This window comes from Allomuricauda sp. CP2A (assembly GCF_001683915.1).
Classification (GTDB): Bacteria; Bacteroidota; Bacteroidia; order Flavobacteriales; family Flavobacteriaceae; genus Flagellimonas.
In genome coordinates, this window is sequence record NZ_LXTT01000076.1 from 54,294 (window position 1) to 72,865 (window position 18,572).

Genomic DNA, 18,572 nt, shown 5'->3' on the forward strand with positions numbered 1-18,572 from the left:
GTATGTTGTTTGTCACTTGGTCGAAAACCTCTTTTTTAAATTACAGGAATCTCTATTTTTGATTTGTATGGAAGCCAAAATCATCAGCAGTATCCAAAATCCTTTGGTCAAAAAAATACTGCTCCTTAAAGAAAAGTCCAGGGAGCGAAAGAAAACCGGGCTCTTTGTTTTGGAAGGACAGCGTGAGTTGGAACTGGCACAAAAAGGGGGGTATGTCTTTGAGACGTTGCTGTATTGTCCTGATATTTTGGCTGATTCGGAATTCAAACTAATTTCAAAAAGTATAGGTGCCGAAATCATACAAATTTCCAAACAAGTGTATGAAAAAGTGGCCTACCGGGAAACTACTGAAGGTGTGTTGGCCATCGCAAAAGCAAAAAGGCACGCCTTGGAGGAAATTCAGTTTAAAAACAGAAATCCTCTTGTTTTGGTTGCAGAAGCTCCTGAAAAGCCCGGTAATGTTGGTGCTCTGCTAAGAACTGCTGATGCCGCTGCCGTGGATGCCGTACTAATTGCCAACCCAAAATCGGACCTATACAATCCCAATATCATCCGGTCCAGTGTGGGCTGCGTCTTCACCAACCAGATTGGTATGGGGAGTTCTGAGGAGATTATCAATTTTCTAAAAGAAAACCATATAAAAATCAACTGTGCGGCCCTTACCGCTTCAAAAAATTATGTGGAGTGTGATTTTACAGGCCCCATGGCCTTAGTTGTGGGCACCGAAGCAACCGGACTTACAGCGGATTGGCTCCAAAATTCCGACCAGAACCTGATTATACCGATGCAGGGCGAAATCGACTCCATGAACGTTTCCGTATCGGCGGCAATACTTATATTTGAAGCGAAGCGGCAACGCGGATTTTAAGCTATGGAAAAAACTTCCCTATTTTATGTCATCCTCATAATTTTGGTGGTTCAATATTTGATTCATCAGATATTGGAATATTTGAATGCCAAACGGTTCAAATCTACGGTTCCCGCTGAACTTACCGATGTATTTGATGATGTCGAGTACCGAAAATCCCAAAAATACAAGTTGACGAACTATCGATTTGGATTGGTTTCAGATGGTTTTTCGTTGATTCTCACCATTGGTTTTTTGTGGTTTGGCGGCTTTGAATGGGTTGACCAAATTACCCGTTCCATATCCACTGACACCATCCCCATGGCATTGCTGTTTTTCGGTCTCATAACACTGGGCAGTGCAGTGTTGGGCATTCCTTTCTCCTACTACAAAACTTTTGTAATCGAAGAACAGTATGGGTTCAACAAGACCACAAAGAAATTGTTCTTTTTGGACAAGATCAAATCAGGGATTCTTACAGCCGTTTTGGCCGGAAGCCTATTATCCCTGTTTATCCTGTTTTATGAGTGGGCTGGCCCCCAGTTTTGGATCTACACCTGGATTTTGGTAGGGGTGTTTATTCTTTTCACCAATCTGTTTTACAGCCGACTCATTGTTCCGCTGTTCAACAAACAGACTCCCTTGGATGATGGCAGCTTAAAAAAGGCCATTGAAAATTACGCCCAAAAAGTGGGTTTTGAGTTGAAGAATATATTTGTAATCGATGGTTCCAAACGTTCCACCAAGGCCAATGCCTATTTTTCAGGATTGGGCAAAGAAAAACGAATCACGCTGTACGACACCTTGATCCATGATTTGAGTGAAGAGGAAATTGTGGCGGTTTTGGCTCATGAGGTAGGGCATTACAAACGAAAGCACATCATTTTTAACCTTACCGTCTCCCTTGCCTTGACCGGTTTTACCCTCTACATCCTTTCTTTGTTCATTAACCATCCCGATATTTCATTGGCCATTGGTGTTTCCACACCTAGTTTCCACGCGGGCTTGGTAGGGTTTGCCCTCTTGTACAGCCCCATTTCCGAAATAACTGGGCTCGCCATGAATTATTTGTCCAGAAAATTTGAGTTTCAAGCAGACAACTATGCCAAAACCACCTTTGCGGCCGCACCTTTGGTGAATTCGCTGAAAAAGCTGTCAAAGAACAGTTTGAGCAACCTTACCCCACATCCAGCTTACGTATTTGTACATTACTCCCATCCTCCCCTTGTGGAACGGATAAGAAACTTAAAGGCATAATTTTTGTTGTTTACCAATAAAGATTGTGGTAAATTTAATATGCTATGACAGAGGCTGCCATTGAAAAAGAGAACAAGGAGATTGCAAAGCAGTACAAGGAATTGCTTCGCATCAGCTATCAAACCTTGACCGATGAGGACAAGAAGTTGATACGCTCTGCCTTTGATGTGGCCGTAGATGCCCATAAAGATCAAAGGCGGAAATCAGGGGAAGCTTACATTTTCCATCCCATTGCCGTGGCCAAGATTGTGGCGTCCAAAATTGGGCTGGATGCCGTTTCCATTGCCTCCGCCCTACTCCATGATGTAGTTGAGGACACCCCTTACACCTTGGATGACATTGAACGTATGTTCGGGGAAACCGTTGCCCGGATTGTGGATGGCCTTACCAAGATTGCCCACTTGAAAAAGGATAAGGACATCAGTCAACAAGCGGAAAATTTCCGAAAAATGCTGTTGACCCTCCATGATGATGTGCGGGTGATCATCATTAAAATTGCGGATCGCTACCACAATATGCTCACCATGGATTCCATGCCAGAGCACAAACAGGTCAAAATCGCTTCGGAAACGCTTTATATCTATGCACCCCTGGCCCACAGGATTGGCCTCTACAACATAAAAACGCATCTAGAGGATCTCGCCCTAAAATACACCGAGCCTGATGTCTATTACGATATTCAGGCCAAAATTGAGGATACCGAAGAGGAAAACCTCGCTTACATTGAAGCCTTTTCCGATGTCATCCGGAATTCGTTGGACAAGGAAGGGCTCAATTACCACATTAAAGGACGCATGAAGTCCATTTTTTCCATCCGAAGGAAAATGAAGTCCCAAAATGTGCCCTTTGATGAGGTCTATGACAAATTTGCGATTCGGATCATCTACAAATCGGACAGGAAAAACGAAAAATTTCTCGCCTGGAAAATCTATTCCATCGTAACGGACCACTTCACCCCAAACCCCATTCGCCTTCGGGATTGGATCACTTCTCCCAAATCCACTGGGTATGAAGCATTGCACATCACCGTTATGGGCCCCAAAGGAAAATGGGTAGAGGTACAGATTAGAAGTGAGCGGATGCATGAAATTGCCGAAAAAGGTTATGCGGCTCACTTCAAATACAAGCATGGTGACCAAAAAGAACAGGGTATTGAGGAATGGCTGAACCGACTTCAAGAGGCGTTGGAAGGTGCCAATGGGAATGCTGTGGATTTTGTGGAGGAGTTCAAACTCAACCTCTATTCCAAAGAAATTTTTGTCTTTACGCCCAAGGGCGAGCTAAAGTCCATGCCCAAAGGAGCAACAGCACTGGATTTTGCCTTCCATATCCATACCGAAATAGGCATGAAGACACGAGGGGCCAAGGTGAACGGCAAATTGGTGCCTCTGGGTTCCGAACTGCAAAGTGGAGATCAGGTGGAGATCATTACCTCGGAAACCGCAAAACCCACCCAAAGCTGGTTGGATTATGCGCAGACCGCGCGGGCAAGGTCTAAAATTAAATCCTCTTTAAAAGAAGAGAAAAAGAGCGTTGCCGAGGAAGGGAAGGAAATTCTCCGCAGAAAATTGAAATCCCAAAAAATCAACCTCAACGAGGATACGGTCAACAAATTGGTCACGTATTTTAAACTAAAAACCAGTTTGGACCTGTTCTATCGGGTGGGCATTGGGGTCATCGACAATGAAAAACTGAAGGATTTTGCGTCCTCCTACCATAATGCGTTCCTCAATTTCTTCAAAAACCGCATCCGACGGACACCAGCTCCCAAGGATGTCGATAAGGATGAAATCACCACCAAGTACGACATGCTTGTATTTGGTAAGGAGGAAGAAAAATTGAACTACAAGCTTTCACAATGCTGCAATCCCATTCCCGGGGATGACGTTTTTGGTTTTGTGAGTGTGACCGATGGTATAAAAGTGCACAAAAAGAACTGCCCGAATGCCATTTCCCTCCAATCCAACTATGCCTATCGAATCATCAGTGCCAAATGGATAGATTCCACACAGGAAGAGTTTTCCGTGGACATTCAACTTACGGGAATCGATAACTTGGGATTGGTCAATGATATTACCAATATCATCTCGGACAACATGCACGTAAACATGAGAAACCTTAATTTCTCCTCCGATGGCGGCACCTTCAAGGGAAAGATCACCCTTGTGGTAAAAAACAATAACATCATTAAAAAGTTGATGGACAACTTAAAGCAGGTAGAGGGAATCGACAAAGTGACCAGAATTTAATTTTTAGCTGTACCTTTGTGCATTAGCATAGGTAAAAGCCATGGGAAACAACAAAAATCAGGAAATAGTAAAAAACGTGTTCACCGCTTTTCTTGAGGAAAAAGGACACCGCAAAACCCCTGAACGCTACGCCATTTTACAGGAGATTTATAATAGTGACGATCATTTTGACGTGGAATCCCTCTACATCAAAATGAAAACCAAGAATTATCGTGTAAGCCGGGCTACCTTGTACAATACCATTGAGCTTTTACTGGAAAGCAAACTCGTTCGGAAGCACCAATTTGGCAAAAATCAGGCGCAATACGAAAAATCTTATTTTGATCGCCAACACGACCATGTCATTTTGACCGACACTGGTGAAGTTGTTGAATTTTGCGATCCCCGTATCCAATCCATAAAGAAGACCATTGAAGAGGTTTTTGACATTAAGATCAATAACCACTCACTGTATTTCTACGGGACCCGAAACAAAGAAGAAAACCTAACTGAATAACCAAAACATTTCATGGTAGATTTATTGCTTGGACTCCAATGGGGGGACGAAGGAAAAGGAAAAATTGTTGATGTATTAACCAAGGAATACGACATCATAGCCCGATTTCAAGGAGGTCCCAACGCTGGGCACACCTTGGAGTTTGATGGCATTAAACACGTTCTGCATACCATTCCATCAGGGATTTTCCATGAAAATGCCATTAATATTGTGGGCAACGGGGTGGTCATAGACCCTGTAATCTTTAAAAAGGAATTGGAAAACCTTGAAAAGTTCAACATCGATATTGTATCCAAACTGCTCATTTCCAGAAAAGCCCACCTAATCCTTCCCACACACCGCTTATTGGATGCTGCATCCGAAGCCTCCAAGGGAAAGGCAAAAATAGGTTCTACCCTTAAGGGTATTGGCCCAACTTATATGGACAAGACCGGCCGTAATGGAATGCGTGTCGGGGATTTGGAATTTGACGACTGGAAGTCAAAATACCGTGCCCTTGCCGATAAACATGAAGCCATGATTGATTTCTACAACGTGGAGATCGAATACAATCTGGCCGAATTGGAAGCCGAGTTCTGCGAAGGTGTGGAAGCCCTCAAAAAGTTGACCTTTATTGATAGCGAGGAATATATCTTTAAGGCGCAGGCCGAAGGAAAAAAAATACTCGCCGAAGGCGCCCAAGGTTCCTTGTTGGATATTGATTTTGGGACGTACCCCTATGTGACTTCCTCCAACACCACCGCGGCAGGTGCTTGTACCGGGCTGGGAGTGGCTCCCAATAAAATTAAACGGGTTTTGGGAATTTTCAAAGCATACACCACCCGTGTGGGTAGTGGTCCCTTCCCTACCGAATTGTTTGATAAGGACGGGGAGACCATGGGACGTGTAGGCAACGAATTTGGTGCCACCACGGGCAGACCTAGACGATGCGGTTGGTTGGATTTGGTAGCCCTAAAATATGCAGTCCAAATCAATGGGGTAACCGAACTTATGATGATGAAAGCCGATGTCTTGAGCGGATTTAAGACCATCAAGGTCTGTACGGCTTACAAGTACAAAGGTCAAGAAATACAACACCTCCCCTACAATATTGAAAGCAAGCATGTAACTCCGGTCTACACAGCGTTGAAAGGCTGGGCCAAAGACCTCACCCAAATGACCCAGGCTGAGGAATTACCGCAGGCTCTCAATGATTATATCGCCTTTTTGGAGGAACAGCTTAATGTGCCCATCAAAATAGTCTCCGTGGGGCCAGACCGGTTGCAGACCATTCATAGGTAACCACTCAGGGGGCATTGTTTCTTTTTTAGTATTTTTAGATAGGGGAAAGTCACTCAGCACTGCTGTTGTGATGCTTCTTCTGCACTAACTAACTAAACAATGCTAACATGAACAAACTACTAGCTCTCGCTTGTATTGTAGGGTTTCTTATATCCTGTAGTCAAGAAACCGTAACGCTTTCCGTAACATCGCCCGGTAAAATCAATACTATTGATTTTCATCTTTCAGCGGATGGAGAACCCACTTATCTTGTGAGTCACAATGAGAAAGTCATCATTGATGCTTCTTCAATGGGCTTTGATTTTAAAGACCAAAAAGCGCTAAAGGATAATCTCAAAATCCTAAGTTCAGAAAAAAAAGCGGTTTATAAAACCTGGGAAATGCCTTGGGGCGAACAAAAAGAAGTTGTAAACAATTACAACGAATTGATGATTGCATTGGAAGAAAACTCAGCACCCCATCGCAAAATCAACCTGTATTTTAGAGCCTATGATGATGGAATAGGGTTTCGTTATGAATTTCTGCCACAACAAGGGGTGGACAGTCTGGTGATCATGGATGAGAACACCGAATTTCAACTCACTGAGGACTACACAACATGGTGGATTCCGGGAGATTGGGATATTTATGAGCATCTGTACAACACCACAAAACTCTCAGAAATTGATGCCACCACGAAAAGGAACAACCCCAATTTGGCACAGACCTACATTCCTGAAAATGCCGTGAACACTCCTGTTACCATGCGAGGTAGTGATGGCATCCACCTGAGCTTTCACGAGGCCAACCTTACCGATTATGCCGGAATGACCTTAAAAGTTGATACTACATCGCTTAAATTGACCAGCGAACTGGTGGGTTCGGACAGATTGGGGCACAAAGTAAAACGGGCACTCCCTTTTAAAACGCCCTGGCGTACCATTCAAATAGCCGAAAAAGCAACTGAGTTGATAGACTCCAAACTCATTGTCAACCTAAATGAGCCCAACAAAATTGGGGATGTAAGTTGGTTCAAACCAAAAAAGTATGTAGGTATTTGGTGGGAAATGCATATTGGAAAGTCCACTTGGGACTATGCGGGTTCCCAAGACATGAATTCGTTCACCACAGATGCAAAACCACATGGAAAACATGGAGCCACTACAGAAAACACCAAAAAATATATTGACTTTGCCGCAGAGAATAATATAACCGGAGTTTTGGTAGAGGGATGGAACACTGGATGGGAACATTGGATTGGGTTTGAGGACCGTGAAGGGGTCTTTGATTTTGTGACCCCCTACCCTGATTACGATTTGGAGGAACTCAACCAATATGCAAAGGATAAGGGCGTGGAAATTATAATGCACCACGAAACCTCTGCGGCTCCGCGTACTTATGAGCAACAATTGGACACCGCTTATCAACTCATGCACAAGTTGGGCATCCATTCCGTAAAAACCGGTTATGTGGGCAAGATCATTCCCAAAGGCGAATACCACCATGGCCAATGGATGGTGAACCATTACCGAAAAGTTTTGGAGACAGGCGCCAAATACCAAGTGGCCATCAATGCACATGAGCCCATTAAGGCAACCGGAATCAGAAGAACATACCCCAATGCCATTGCCCGGGAAGGTTTGCGAGGTCAAGAGTTCAATGCGTGGGCCGCAGACGGTGGCAATCCTCCAGAACACTTGCCCATTGTGGCATTCACAAGGATGCTGGCCGGGCCCATAGATTTTACTCCCGGGGTTTTTGACATTGGCCTTCCTTCCAAGGAAGACAACCACATCAGTACAACCCTTGCGCAGCAATTGGCCCTATACGTGGTCGTTTACAGCCCCGTACAAATGGCCTGTGACCTTCCTGAAAATTATGAAGGTCAACCCGCTTTTCAATTTATTAGGGATGTTGGGGTGGATTGGGACCAAACCGTGGTCTTGAATGGCGAAGTGGGCGACTTTGTCACCATTGCACGAAAAGAAAGGGAAACAGGCAATTGGTTTGTGGGTGGAATCACCGATGAAAACAAAAGGGAAATCAGTCTTGATTTTGACTTTTTGGACGAGGGTATCACCTATGACGCCATTATTTACAAAGATGCTGAAGATGCCCATTTCAAGACAAATCCAACGGCCATTGCTATTGAAAACATGGAAATCAACAAGGAAACATCACTTTCCATACCCATGGTAGAAGGGGGCGGTTTTGCCATTAGCTTGATTCAGAAAAACTAAAACACTCTGGACTTGAAGTCCAGAGATTTAGAAGGGCAATGAAATTGTCATGGTTATTAGGTTATTGAGTTATTCAATAATCACATGGTAACTCAGTAACCCAATAACTCATGGATACACAAAAATTTATAGAAACTAAAATAACTGCAATTAAACCTGACTGCCGTCAGGCAAGTTTGCAGGGTTTTAATCTTTAACTGGATAATAAAAAGGTTTTTCGGTTTGTGTGACTTAGGTCACTTCAAGAGCACCTCACATTCCATATCTTTCGGATTGAAAATATGCTGTGTCAGCGACCAATTTTTTGGTCTTCAACCTTAAAAATTATCACTTATGGCAAGTACCTTAAATCAAATCGGACTGGATAAAAAAGCCTCCGGTTCTTTAGCGGACAAATTAAATGAGCTACTGGCGAACTATCAATTGTTCTATATGAACGCCAGGGGTTTTCATTGGAACATAAAGGGCAATAAGTTTTTTGAACTGCACCTTAAATTTGAAGAATTGTACAACGATTCACTGGTAAAAATCGATGAAATCGCCGAAAGGATATTGACCCTTGGCTTTACACCGCTCCACACTTATGCGGACTATTCTGGGATTTCCAAGATCAAAGCGGCCAAAAATGTTTCCAGTGGCATTGAGGCCATCAAGGAAATTTTAAACGGGTATGAGGTACTGTTACCTTTGGAACGGGAATTATTGGAATTGTCCGGGGAGTCCAATGATGAAGGAACCAACGCCTTGATGAGCGATTACATCCGCGAGCAGGAAAAATTGATTTGGATGTATTCGGCCTATTTGGGGTAAGCAGACCAAGAGAAATCCTATTCGCAATTCCCAAAGCTTTCTAAAGGCTATATGCCACTTTCCCTAAAAACCCTACTTTTGGGCAAAATTCCATGGATTTTGAAAAGGATTTCTTTTTTCATTCTGTTCCTCACCTTTTTTATGGCCACTGCCCAAGAAGAAACCCAGGGTAGACAAATAAACATTGTTTATGGGGCCAACTTCACCAAAGATGAGGCCAAATTTCCAGGTGCATCCATCTTTAGCAAGGATGATGAACGCCAGGTACAGTTTGAACACCAGGGCGCAGACCTATGGTGCGATATCGCCATTTTTTACAATCAAGAAAATAGATTGAGGGCCATTGGTAATGTGCGACTTCAACAAGGGGATTCCATTGAGATGAACAGTGCAAAATTAGATTGGAACGGTAACACCAGTCTGGCCAAAGCTTGGGAAAATGTGGATTTATCCGATGGCAAAATGACCTTGACTACCGACACCCTTTATTTTGATCGCGAAAAACAGATTTCCTATTACAATTCAGGAGGCAAGGTAGTGGATTCTGCCAATGTGCTTACCAGTAAGATAGGCACATATTTTACAGAGCTCAAAAAAGTACAATTCAAGAATAAAGTTCATATTGACAATCCTGAATATATTATTGATTCAGAACAACTGGATTATTACCGCACCTCCAAAAATGCGTATATGTACGGGCCCTCTACCATAACTGGAGAGGATTACAAAATATACTGCGAACGTGGATTTTATGATACCAAAATTGAGCAAGGATATGGTATTAAGAACACGCGCATCGATTATGACAACAAAATCATTGAAGGCGATAGCCTGTATTTTGACAAGGCTACGGAGTTTGCATCGGCCACAAACAATATTAAAATAACGGACACTATCAATAATGGTGTGATCAGGGCCCACTATGCCGAAGTATTCAAGGCCAAAGATTCTGTTTTTGCCACCAAGAGAGCGGTTTCCATCAGTTTGGTGCAACAAGATTCGCTCTACATGCACGGCGATACCCTTATGGTCACTGGTAAAGAGGAAGAAAGGATTTTACGCGCCTTCCGAAATGCCAAGTTTTACAAAACGGATTTAAGCGGAAAGTGCGATTCCATCCACTTTAACGAGAAAACCGGAATCACCCAATTGATCACGGACCCCATCCTTTGGAATGTGGACAACCAGATTACCGGGGACAGCATCCACCTGATTTCGGATATGGAAACCGAAAAACTGGATTCCCTTAAAGTCATTGAGAATGCCTTTATCATTTCCTTGGACACCATCAGTAAAGAAGGGTACAATCAGGCCAAAGGAAAGAACCTGCTTGGAAAATTCATTGAAAATGAGCTAAAAATCATCGACTTGGTCCAAAATACCGAGGTCATATACTACGTATATAATGATGATGATGAACTGGTTGGCATAGACAAGACCATTTGCAGTAAAATTAGACTGCTCATGGCCAATAGCGATATTGAGGACATTACCTTTTTTGTCAATCCGGATGGGGATATTTTCCCAGAGACAGACCTTCCCGTGGAAAGCCGAAAATTAAAAGGGTTTGTTTGGCGCGGTGATGAACGTATTCTTACCAAAGACGATATTTTTGATGAGGATGACAACAACATCGAACTGGTAAAAATCCGGGGAATTGACAACCCCATCGATATTGATGCGGAAGAGAATGAACGCCAAAAAAATGAGAATGACCCCGTGAACGCAGTCAATTCCAAAGCGGTTAAACCCAAAAAGACCCAAGTAAAGAAAGCCCAGAGTCCCTAAATGAAGAGAGACGATTTTTTTACATACCAAGCCCAGACCACTGCCCACCCTTTAGGTTTGGAAATATCCCATGCTAAGGGAAGCTACATTTATGATACAGATGGCAACGCCCATTTGGATTTTGTGGCGGGGGTCTCTGCATGTGGGCTTGGACATGGTCATCCCCGGGTGGTAAATGCCATCAAGGAGCAGGTAGATGATTACATGCATGTGATGGTATATGGGGAATATGTGCAACAACCTGCTGTGGAATTCGCCAAGCTTTTGGCAGCCCATCTTCCCAAAACGCTGGAGACCACTTATTTGGTCAATTCAGGTACCGAGGCCATGGAGGGTGCTCTTAAATTGGCGAGACGGTATACAGGTCGTTCAGAACTCATTGCCGCCCACAAAGCCTATCATGGGAATACCATGGGCAGCTTGAGCTTGATGGGATTTGAGGAACGCAAAAGTGCCTTCAGACCATTGATTCCCGATGTTCGTTTTATTTCATTCAATGCTGAAGCGGATTTAATCAAGATTACGGAGCGAACCGCTGCCGTGGTGTTGGAAACCATTCAGGGTGGTGCCGGTTTTATTCTTCCGAAAAATGGGTATCTGGAAAAAGTGAGAAAACGCTGCGATGAAGTCGGGGCCCTGCTTATTTTGGATGAAATTCAACCTGGTTTTGGCCGGACCGGAAAACTTTTTGCCTTTGAACACTTCAATTGTGTACCCGATATTTTGGTCATTGGCAAAGGCATGGCCTCAGGATTGCCCGTGGGAGCCTTTGTGGCCTCCAAAGAAATGATGGCCACCTTGCAGGACAGTCCAAAATTGGGCCACATCACCACTTTTGGCGGAAATCCCGTTATAGCAGCTGCCAGTCTGGCAACATTACAGGAAGTCACTGAATCAGAGCTCATTGAGAGAACTTTGGAAAAAGAAAAATTGTTCCGAAATCGTTTGGTACATCCTTTGATTGATGAAATACGGGGCAAAGGATTAATGTTGGCACTGATGATGAAAAACAAGGAAATTGCAGATTATTTGATCCTCACTGCGGCCCAAGAAGGACTCATCCTTTTTTGGTTGCTCTTTGAGCCAAAAGCCGTTCGTATTTCGCCCCCATTGACCATTTCAATGAAAGAAATTGAGAAAGGTTGCGACCAAATCATTGCCATTTTAAATCGTTATAAACCTGCTACTGTTAACTAATTTGTTGATAACATACCCAAAAATTGGACTAAAACACCTAAGCAAAGGGTTAATTTTAAGTCCATAGTAAAACCAAACCCGTTCCTATGGCGTTAGATTCTAACGAGTATCCTGACAAATCCATTACCAAATTTGAGTCCATGCTCAAGACGGATGACGTCTACTTTTTTGATGCAGAGGACTTTGAGGAAATCATTCACCACTACCTGAACAACGGTAAAATCTCCTTGGGCAAAAAAGCCATTCAAATTGGTTTGGAACAACATCCAAATTCCTTGGAATTAAAGCTATTACAAGTAGAGGTATTGACCTTTGAAGACAAATACGAGGCTGCGGAACGCTTGTTGGATGAGATTCAGGTCATAGATGCCCACAATGAGGAAATCTATATCCAAAGGGCCAATATCCAATCCAAAAAAGACAATCATCAAGAGGCCGTAAATCTACTTTTGGAAGCCCTGCATATCAGCGAGAACAGTTTTGACATCCATTCCCTTTTGGGCATGGAATACCTCTTTATGGATGATTATGAGAAGGCCAAGCGCAGCTTTATGCAATGTGTTGAGTTTGATGACAGGGACTATTCCTCTCTCTACAACGTAGTATATTGCTTTGAGTTTTTGGAAGACTATGACGGAGCCATTTTTTACCTGAACGATTATTTGGAGCGAAATCCATATTGTGAGGTAGCATGGCACCAGTTGGGCAAAATGTATTATGCCATGGACTTGTTCCCCGAGGCACTGACCGCCTTTGATTTTGCCATAATTTCGGATGATTCCTTCATTGGTGCTTACTTTGAAAAGGGAAAAGTGCTCGAAAAATTGGGTCGATATAACGAGGCCATAGAAAATTATGAAACTACCATCACCATAGAGGACCCCACTTCGCATGCGTTCCTTCGTATTGGAAAATGCCATGAGAAATTGGGCAACTACGATTTGGCCAAGTACTACTATTACAACACGGTACATGAAGACCCCTTATTGGACAAGGGTTGGCTGGCCATTACCAATTTTCATTACAAACAGAAAGATCACGAAAAAGCTTTGTACTATATCAACAAGGCCATAAATATTGATGGTGAAAATCCGCTGTACTGGAAAAAAGCCGCCAAAATATACTTGGCCATGGATAATTTGGATGAGGCCGATTTTGCCTTCAAACAAACCGTTGATTTGGGCAACTATGAATTGGACACATGGCGAAATTGGGCAGAGGTATTGAAAAGAATCGGGGATTATGATTCCACCGTACAAGTCTTGATACAAGGTTTGGAATTTTACCCAGACAATGCAACACTGACCTATAAGCTGGCCGGTATTTACCTAAAAAATAAGGAAACCAAGGAAGCCAAAGAAAAATTGACTGAGGCCATGAAATTGGATATTGAAAAATTGCAATTATTTGATGAAGAGTTTCCAGAATTCAGCGAGGTAAAATGGTTGCAGGCCTTGGTTTCGCAAATTAAAAAGACCTCTACCTAGTTTTAGACCTCCACACGGTACCCCAACTCCATGAAAGCACGTCGATTAATTGACTATATTTTTATTACCCTGAAAGGAATGGCCATGGGAGCCGCAGATGTGGTTCCCGGTGTCTCGGGAGGCACCATTGCCTTCATCTCGGGCATCTACGAAGAGCTCATCACCTCCATCAACAACATCAACCTATCCCTTTTCACAACCTTAAAAAAAGAGGGGATCAAAGCAGCTTGGAACAAGGTCAACGGAAATTTTTTGTTGTCGCTCTTCTTTGGAATATTCATCAGTGTACTTTCTCTGGCCAAGTTTTTGAGCTGGCTGCTCGAAAATGAGCCCATTTTATTATGGTCTTTTTTCTTCGGACTTGTATTGGCAAGCATCTTTTTTGTAGGGAAAGAAATCACCAAATGGACCTTGGGAACCATTGTTGTATTCCTCCTCGGTGCTGCAGTGGCCTATTTTATCACAGAACTCCCGCCGAGTGAGAATGTGGACAGTCTCCCCTATCTTTTTCTATCCGGGGCATTGGCGGTCTGTGCCATGATTCTTCCCGGAATCTCTGGAGCCTTCATTTTGGTGCTTTTAGGGTCTTACAAAACCATTTTGGATGCTGTTCACGAACGGGACATCAAAATCATACTCACCGTAGGTGTGGGGGCTATATTTGGACTCTTGAGCTTCGCCCGATTGTTGAAATGGATGTTCAACCATTACAAGAACATAACCCTTGCGTTGCTTACCGGTTTTATTCTTGGTTCCCTGAACAAAATATGGCCATGGAAAAAAGTGTTGGAGACCAAGACATTCGGAGAAAAAACCATTGTTGTGGACGATATGAATGTCTGGCCATCCGCATTTGAAGGGGACAATCAGCTAATCCTTGCCATAATCCTAGCTATGATAGGTTTTTCGCTTATTTTTATCCTGGAAAAAGTTGCTTCCAAAAAATAAGAAAACCTATTGCCCACATGCATCAGCCTAGATCTTTTCTGGATAATTTCTTTTTGATAATAAAAGGCCTGTGCATGGGTGCCGCCAACAAGGTGCCCGGTGTTTCCGGGGGGATTGTTGCTTTTGTGGGCGGTTTTTACGAAGAATTCATCTACTCGCTGCAAAAACTCAATTCCAAAGCGGTGAAACTCCTTTTCAACGGAAGGTTCAAGAGCTTTTATCAGTATACAAACGCCCAATTTTTAATGCTCCTTATTTTTGGGATGTTGGTGAGTTATTTCAGTGTTTCCCGAATCTTGGATTATTTTTTGGATCACAACGAGCTTTTTGTTTGGGCCACCTTTTTTGGCATGATCTTGGGCTCCATTTATTACATCGCCAAAGATTATGATTCTTGGAACCAACGAACCATTCCCTTTGGTATTTTGGGGCTGATCATTGGTGTTTCCATCAGTTTTTTGAGTCCCGCCAAGGAAAACGACAACCTGCTCTTTATTTTTTTCTGTGGAATTGTTAGTGTCTCTGGAATGACCTTGCCCGGACTTTCAGGCTCGTTTATTTTGATTCTAATGGGGAATTATGTTTTACTGCTCGTTGATTCCGTGAATGCGCTATACGATACCTTCTCAGAAATCTTTTCTGGAGATTTTGGTTTTTTAAAGAATCCCGAACGTATACAGACCCTAAAAATATTGGGGATTTTCACCTTGGGCTCCGCCACAGGTCTAGTGACATTCTCCCATTTGCTGAGTTTTGTGCTCAAACATTACAAAGCCACCACCACCGCAGTTATTTTGGGATTTATTACGGGCTCTTTGGGCGTAGTATGGCCTTGGAAACGTACCATGTACAAAGTGGATGACATGGGCAATTTAATTCTGGATTCCAATGGAGATAAGATCGTTCTCAATTACGAACGCTATTTCCCCCACTTGGGACATGCAGAAACCTGGTGGGCCATTCTTTTTGTGGTTCTGGGAATTTTGGTATTATTGTTATTGGATTGGTATGGGAAAAACAGAAATGAAAAAAAACAGGTACGGACTTCTCGGTAGAAACATTTCATACTCCTTTTCCCAAGGCTATTTTACCCGAAAATTCAAGGAACTGGGCTTGGACGACCACAGTTATGAAAATTTTGACATTCCAGAAATTTCCGAATTCAAATCCGTATTGACCGAGCCCAATCTCAAGGGCCTTAATGTAACCATTCCCTACAAGCAGGACGTTATCCCCTATTTGGATGAGCTGGATGAAAAAGCGGCCAAAATCGGCGCTGTGAACACCATAAAATTCACTCAGAATGGTCTAAAAGGCTTCAATACGGATGCATATGGATTTAAGGTATCGCTTCAAAGTTTTCTTCAACCACATCATAAAAAAGCACTGGTTCTGGGGACGGGCGGCGCATCAAAAGCCATTTGTTTTGTGTTGGACGAACTGGGCATTGACCATGCCTATGTTTCCCGAAACAAAAAGAAAAACCAGTTCACCTACGAGGAGCTCACCAAAGATATTGTGGAAGCATATACCGTGATCATTAATTGCACGCCCTTGGGCACGCACCCCAATGTGGGGAACAAGCCAGACCTGCCTTACCAATATATTGGAAATAAGCATCTTCTGTTCGACCTTATCTACAATCCGGAAAAAACCACTTTTCTGGCTTTGGGGGAAGCAAAAGGGGCCACCATTTCCAACGGACTGGAAATGTTGTTGGGGCAAGCCGAAAAGGCTTGGGAAATCTGGAATACCCCCTAAAAAACAACAACCAATATACCTTTCGCGCCAATCCGCACAATAAAAATCTTGTGCAAAAGAAGGTTCAATACTTTTGTTATTAGGCAATTTAGTTGTTAAATTGGCTATAATTATCATCAATCCAAAGGAAAGGAGACTACTAATGCAGGAAAATGAACGCAAACTTCAGCAAGCTGAAGGTGGTACTGAGCATACATCGGACAATACAAAGACCCAATTGGAAGAAAGCCCCATTTCTGAACCAAAAGAGTCCGATGCCACTGTAGCTGAAAATACTGAAGAAACCAAATCTGAAAATGGTTCACCCCCCGAATCCAAAGGCGAAACCGAAAAAGCTTCAACCAAAGAAAACCCTGACGAAGTCCTAGACGAAATAGACGAATCCAATGCCGAGGATGCCGAGGATGCGGACAATGAAAAACGGCATTACATCCCCATGCTGGACTACCATGCCATGTCTATGGAAAACCTTGTGGGCGAACTGCAACGCTTGGTCAAAAATGAAAAAGTACAGGCTATACACAAGCATGTAAGCTCCATTAAATATGAGTTTGACCAAAAATTTCAGGAGTTTTTAGAGCATAAAAAAGAGGAATTTGTCTCCAAAGGGGGCAATGAGATTGATTTTAGGTACAATTCGGTTGCCAAAAGGCAGTTCAATGAGGTATATGGAGAATATCGTGAAAAACGGGACCAGTACTACAAGCAACTGGAGCAAAACCTAAAAAGCAACCTACAAAAGCGGTTGGAAATCATTGAGCAGCTCAAAGGGCTCATTGATGTGGAAGAGGACATCAACACCACCTATAAAAACTTTAAGGAGCTACAAGAAAACTGGAAGAATGCAGGGCCTGTTCCCCGAAGTAACTACAACGATGTTTGGCGTACCTACCACCATCACATGGAAATCTTTTATGATTTCCTCCACTTGAACCGAGAGTTGCGCGATCTGGACTTTAAGCACAATCTTGAGGAAAAGGAAAAACTGGTAGAGCGGGCCGAAGCCCTTGCCGATGAACCCGATTTGGGCAAAGCGTTCCGGGAACTCCAAACCCTGCACAAAATCTGGAAAGAAGATATTGGCCCTGTGGCCAAAGAGAAACGGGAGGAGATTTGGGAACGTTTTAGCAATGCCACCAAAGCCATGCACTTGCGTAGACAAGAGCATTTTCAGGAGCTGGAAAAGGTCTACGAAAAAAATCTGGAGAAAAAACAGGAAATCATTGGCGACATTGCCAAGATTGCCCATAATGTTGCAGATAACCACAGGGGAATCCAACAACAGATCAAAGAGGTGGAAGCGCTGAGGGACGCCTTTTTCAAAGCTGGAAAAGTGCCCCAAAAAGTAAATGAGGAAACCTGGGGTGCTTTCAAGGATGTTGTTCGGAAATTCAACAGAAACAAAAATGCCTTCTATAAGAACCAAAAAAAGGAGCAACACAAAAATCTGGAGAAGAAAAGGGAATTGTTGGAACTGGCCCAGTCCTTGAAAGATAGTGACGATTGGCCAGCCGTTACCCCACAAATGAAGCGCATACAAAGTGATTGGAAAAAGATTGGCCATGTGCCCCGCAAGTATTCCGACAAAATTTGGAATGAGTTCAAAAATGCCTGCAACCACTATTTTGACCGTTTGCACGCCGAAAAGAACGAAGCGCACAAGGAGGAATACGAAAACTTTGAAAAGAAAAACGATTGTCTAAATCGATTAAAGGCCTTTCAATTGAGTGGGGACAAGAAAAAGGATTTGGCCGCCATTAAAGAGTTTCTTGATGAATGGAAACAATATGGGCGTATTCCCTACAATAAAAAACACATCAATGGTAAGTTCAACAAAATCATTGATGCCCTTTTCAAGAAAGTGGGCGTAAGCAAGCAAGAATCAGAATTGCTCAAGTACGGCAATAAAGTGCAAGAGTTGGCCAAAACGGAAGATAATCACGCCATTGGCAATGAGCGGGTATTCATCCGAAGAAAAATAAATGAAAGTAAGTCAGAGATACGCCAATTGGAAAACAATTTGCAGTTCTTCTCCGACGATTCAGAGGACAACCCATTGGTAAAAGAGGTCATCAACAATATAAACAAACAAAAGGAGACCCTTCAAACCTGGAAGGAAAAACTCAAAAAACTCAACATCCTCGAAAACAGGCTGAATCGGGAAGCGGAGGAAGAAGAGGACGGCTCCGAGGAAGAATAACTAACCACACATTTTCCTGACCCTTCCAGATT

At 43.1% G+C, this 18,572-nt stretch carries 14 protein-coding genes; all 14 read left to right on the top strand.

All coding sequences use genetic code 11. From position 1 onward, the window contains the following. Positions 1-67 precede the first annotated feature (67 nt). Entirely contained in the window at positions 68-868 is an 801-nt protein-coding gene (locus A7D14_RS09475; protein WP_067033367.1) for a TrmH family RNA methyltransferase, read from the top strand. Positions 869-871: 3 nt separating this feature from the next. Then, positions 872-2,104: a M48 family metallopeptidase gene (locus A7D14_RS09480; protein WP_067033371.1), complete on the top strand. Its 1,233-nt coding sequence runs from the start codon at positions 872-874 to the stop codon at positions 2,102-2,104. A 44-nt stretch (positions 2,105-2,148) separates the two neighbouring features. Next, positions 2,149-4,353 (top strand): RelA/SpoT family protein, encoded by a 2,205-nt coding sequence (locus A7D14_RS09485; RefSeq protein ID WP_067033374.1) that lies wholly within the window; start codon positions 2,149-2,151, stop codon positions 4,351-4,353. Between the two features lie 40 nt (positions 4,354-4,393). Beyond that, positions 4,394-4,849: a Fur family transcriptional regulator gene (locus A7D14_RS09490; protein ID WP_067033379.1), complete on the top strand. Its 456-nt coding sequence runs from the start codon at positions 4,394-4,396 to the stop codon at positions 4,847-4,849. Positions 4,850-4,861: 12 nt separating this feature from the next. Beyond that, entirely contained in the window at positions 4,862-6,130 is a 1,269-nt protein-coding gene (locus tag A7D14_RS09495; RefSeq protein ID WP_067033382.1) for an adenylosuccinate synthase, read from the top strand. A 107-nt stretch (positions 6,131-6,237) separates the two neighbouring features. Further along, entirely contained in the window at positions 6,238-8,349 is a 2,112-nt protein-coding gene (locus A7D14_RS09500; protein WP_067033384.1) for a glycoside hydrolase family 97 protein, read from the top strand. Between the two features lie 333 nt (positions 8,350-8,682). After that, positions 8,683-9,159, top strand: coding sequence for a Dps family protein (locus A7D14_RS09505; RefSeq protein ID WP_067033388.1), 477 nt, complete (start codon positions 8,683-8,685; stop codon positions 9,157-9,159). 141 nt (positions 9,160-9,300) lie between these two features. Further along, entirely contained in the window at positions 9,301-10,947 is a 1,647-nt protein-coding gene (locus A7D14_RS09510) for an OstA-like protein (RefSeq protein ID WP_141673335.1), read from the top strand. Next, positions 10,948-12,144, top strand: a complete 1,197-nt coding sequence (locus A7D14_RS09515; RefSeq protein WP_067033391.1) for an aspartate aminotransferase family protein — start codon at positions 10,948-10,950, stop codon at positions 12,142-12,144. It begins immediately after the preceding gene. Between the two features lie 86 nt (positions 12,145-12,230). Then, positions 12,231-13,631 carry a tetratricopeptide repeat protein gene (locus tag A7D14_RS09520; protein ID WP_067033395.1) on the top strand — a complete coding sequence of 467 codons (1,401 nt, stop codon included), beginning with the start codon at positions 12,231-12,233 and terminating at the stop codon, positions 13,629-13,631. Between the two features lie 30 nt (positions 13,632-13,661). Beyond that, on the top strand, positions 13,662-14,579 hold the full coding sequence (locus A7D14_RS09525; RefSeq protein WP_067033398.1) for a DUF368 domain-containing protein: 918 nt from the start codon (positions 13,662-13,664) through the stop codon (positions 14,577-14,579). A 17-nt stretch (positions 14,580-14,596) separates the two neighbouring features. Beyond that, positions 14,597-15,634, top strand: a complete 1,038-nt coding sequence (locus A7D14_RS09530; RefSeq protein ID WP_067033401.1) for a DUF368 domain-containing protein — start codon at positions 14,597-14,599, stop codon at positions 15,632-15,634. Next, a complete protein-coding gene (locus tag A7D14_RS09535; RefSeq protein WP_255307427.1) occupies positions 15,603-16,340 on the top strand; it encodes a shikimate dehydrogenase family protein in 738 nt (245 codons plus the stop codon). The genes A7D14_RS09530 and A7D14_RS09535 overlap by 32 nt, the downstream gene beginning before the upstream one ends. A 142-nt stretch (positions 16,341-16,482) precedes the next feature. Beyond that, positions 16,483-18,540 (top strand): DUF349 domain-containing protein, encoded by a 2,058-nt coding sequence (locus A7D14_RS09540; protein WP_067033548.1) that lies wholly within the window; start codon positions 16,483-16,485, stop codon positions 18,538-18,540. Positions 18,541-18,572: the final 32 nt, after the last annotated feature.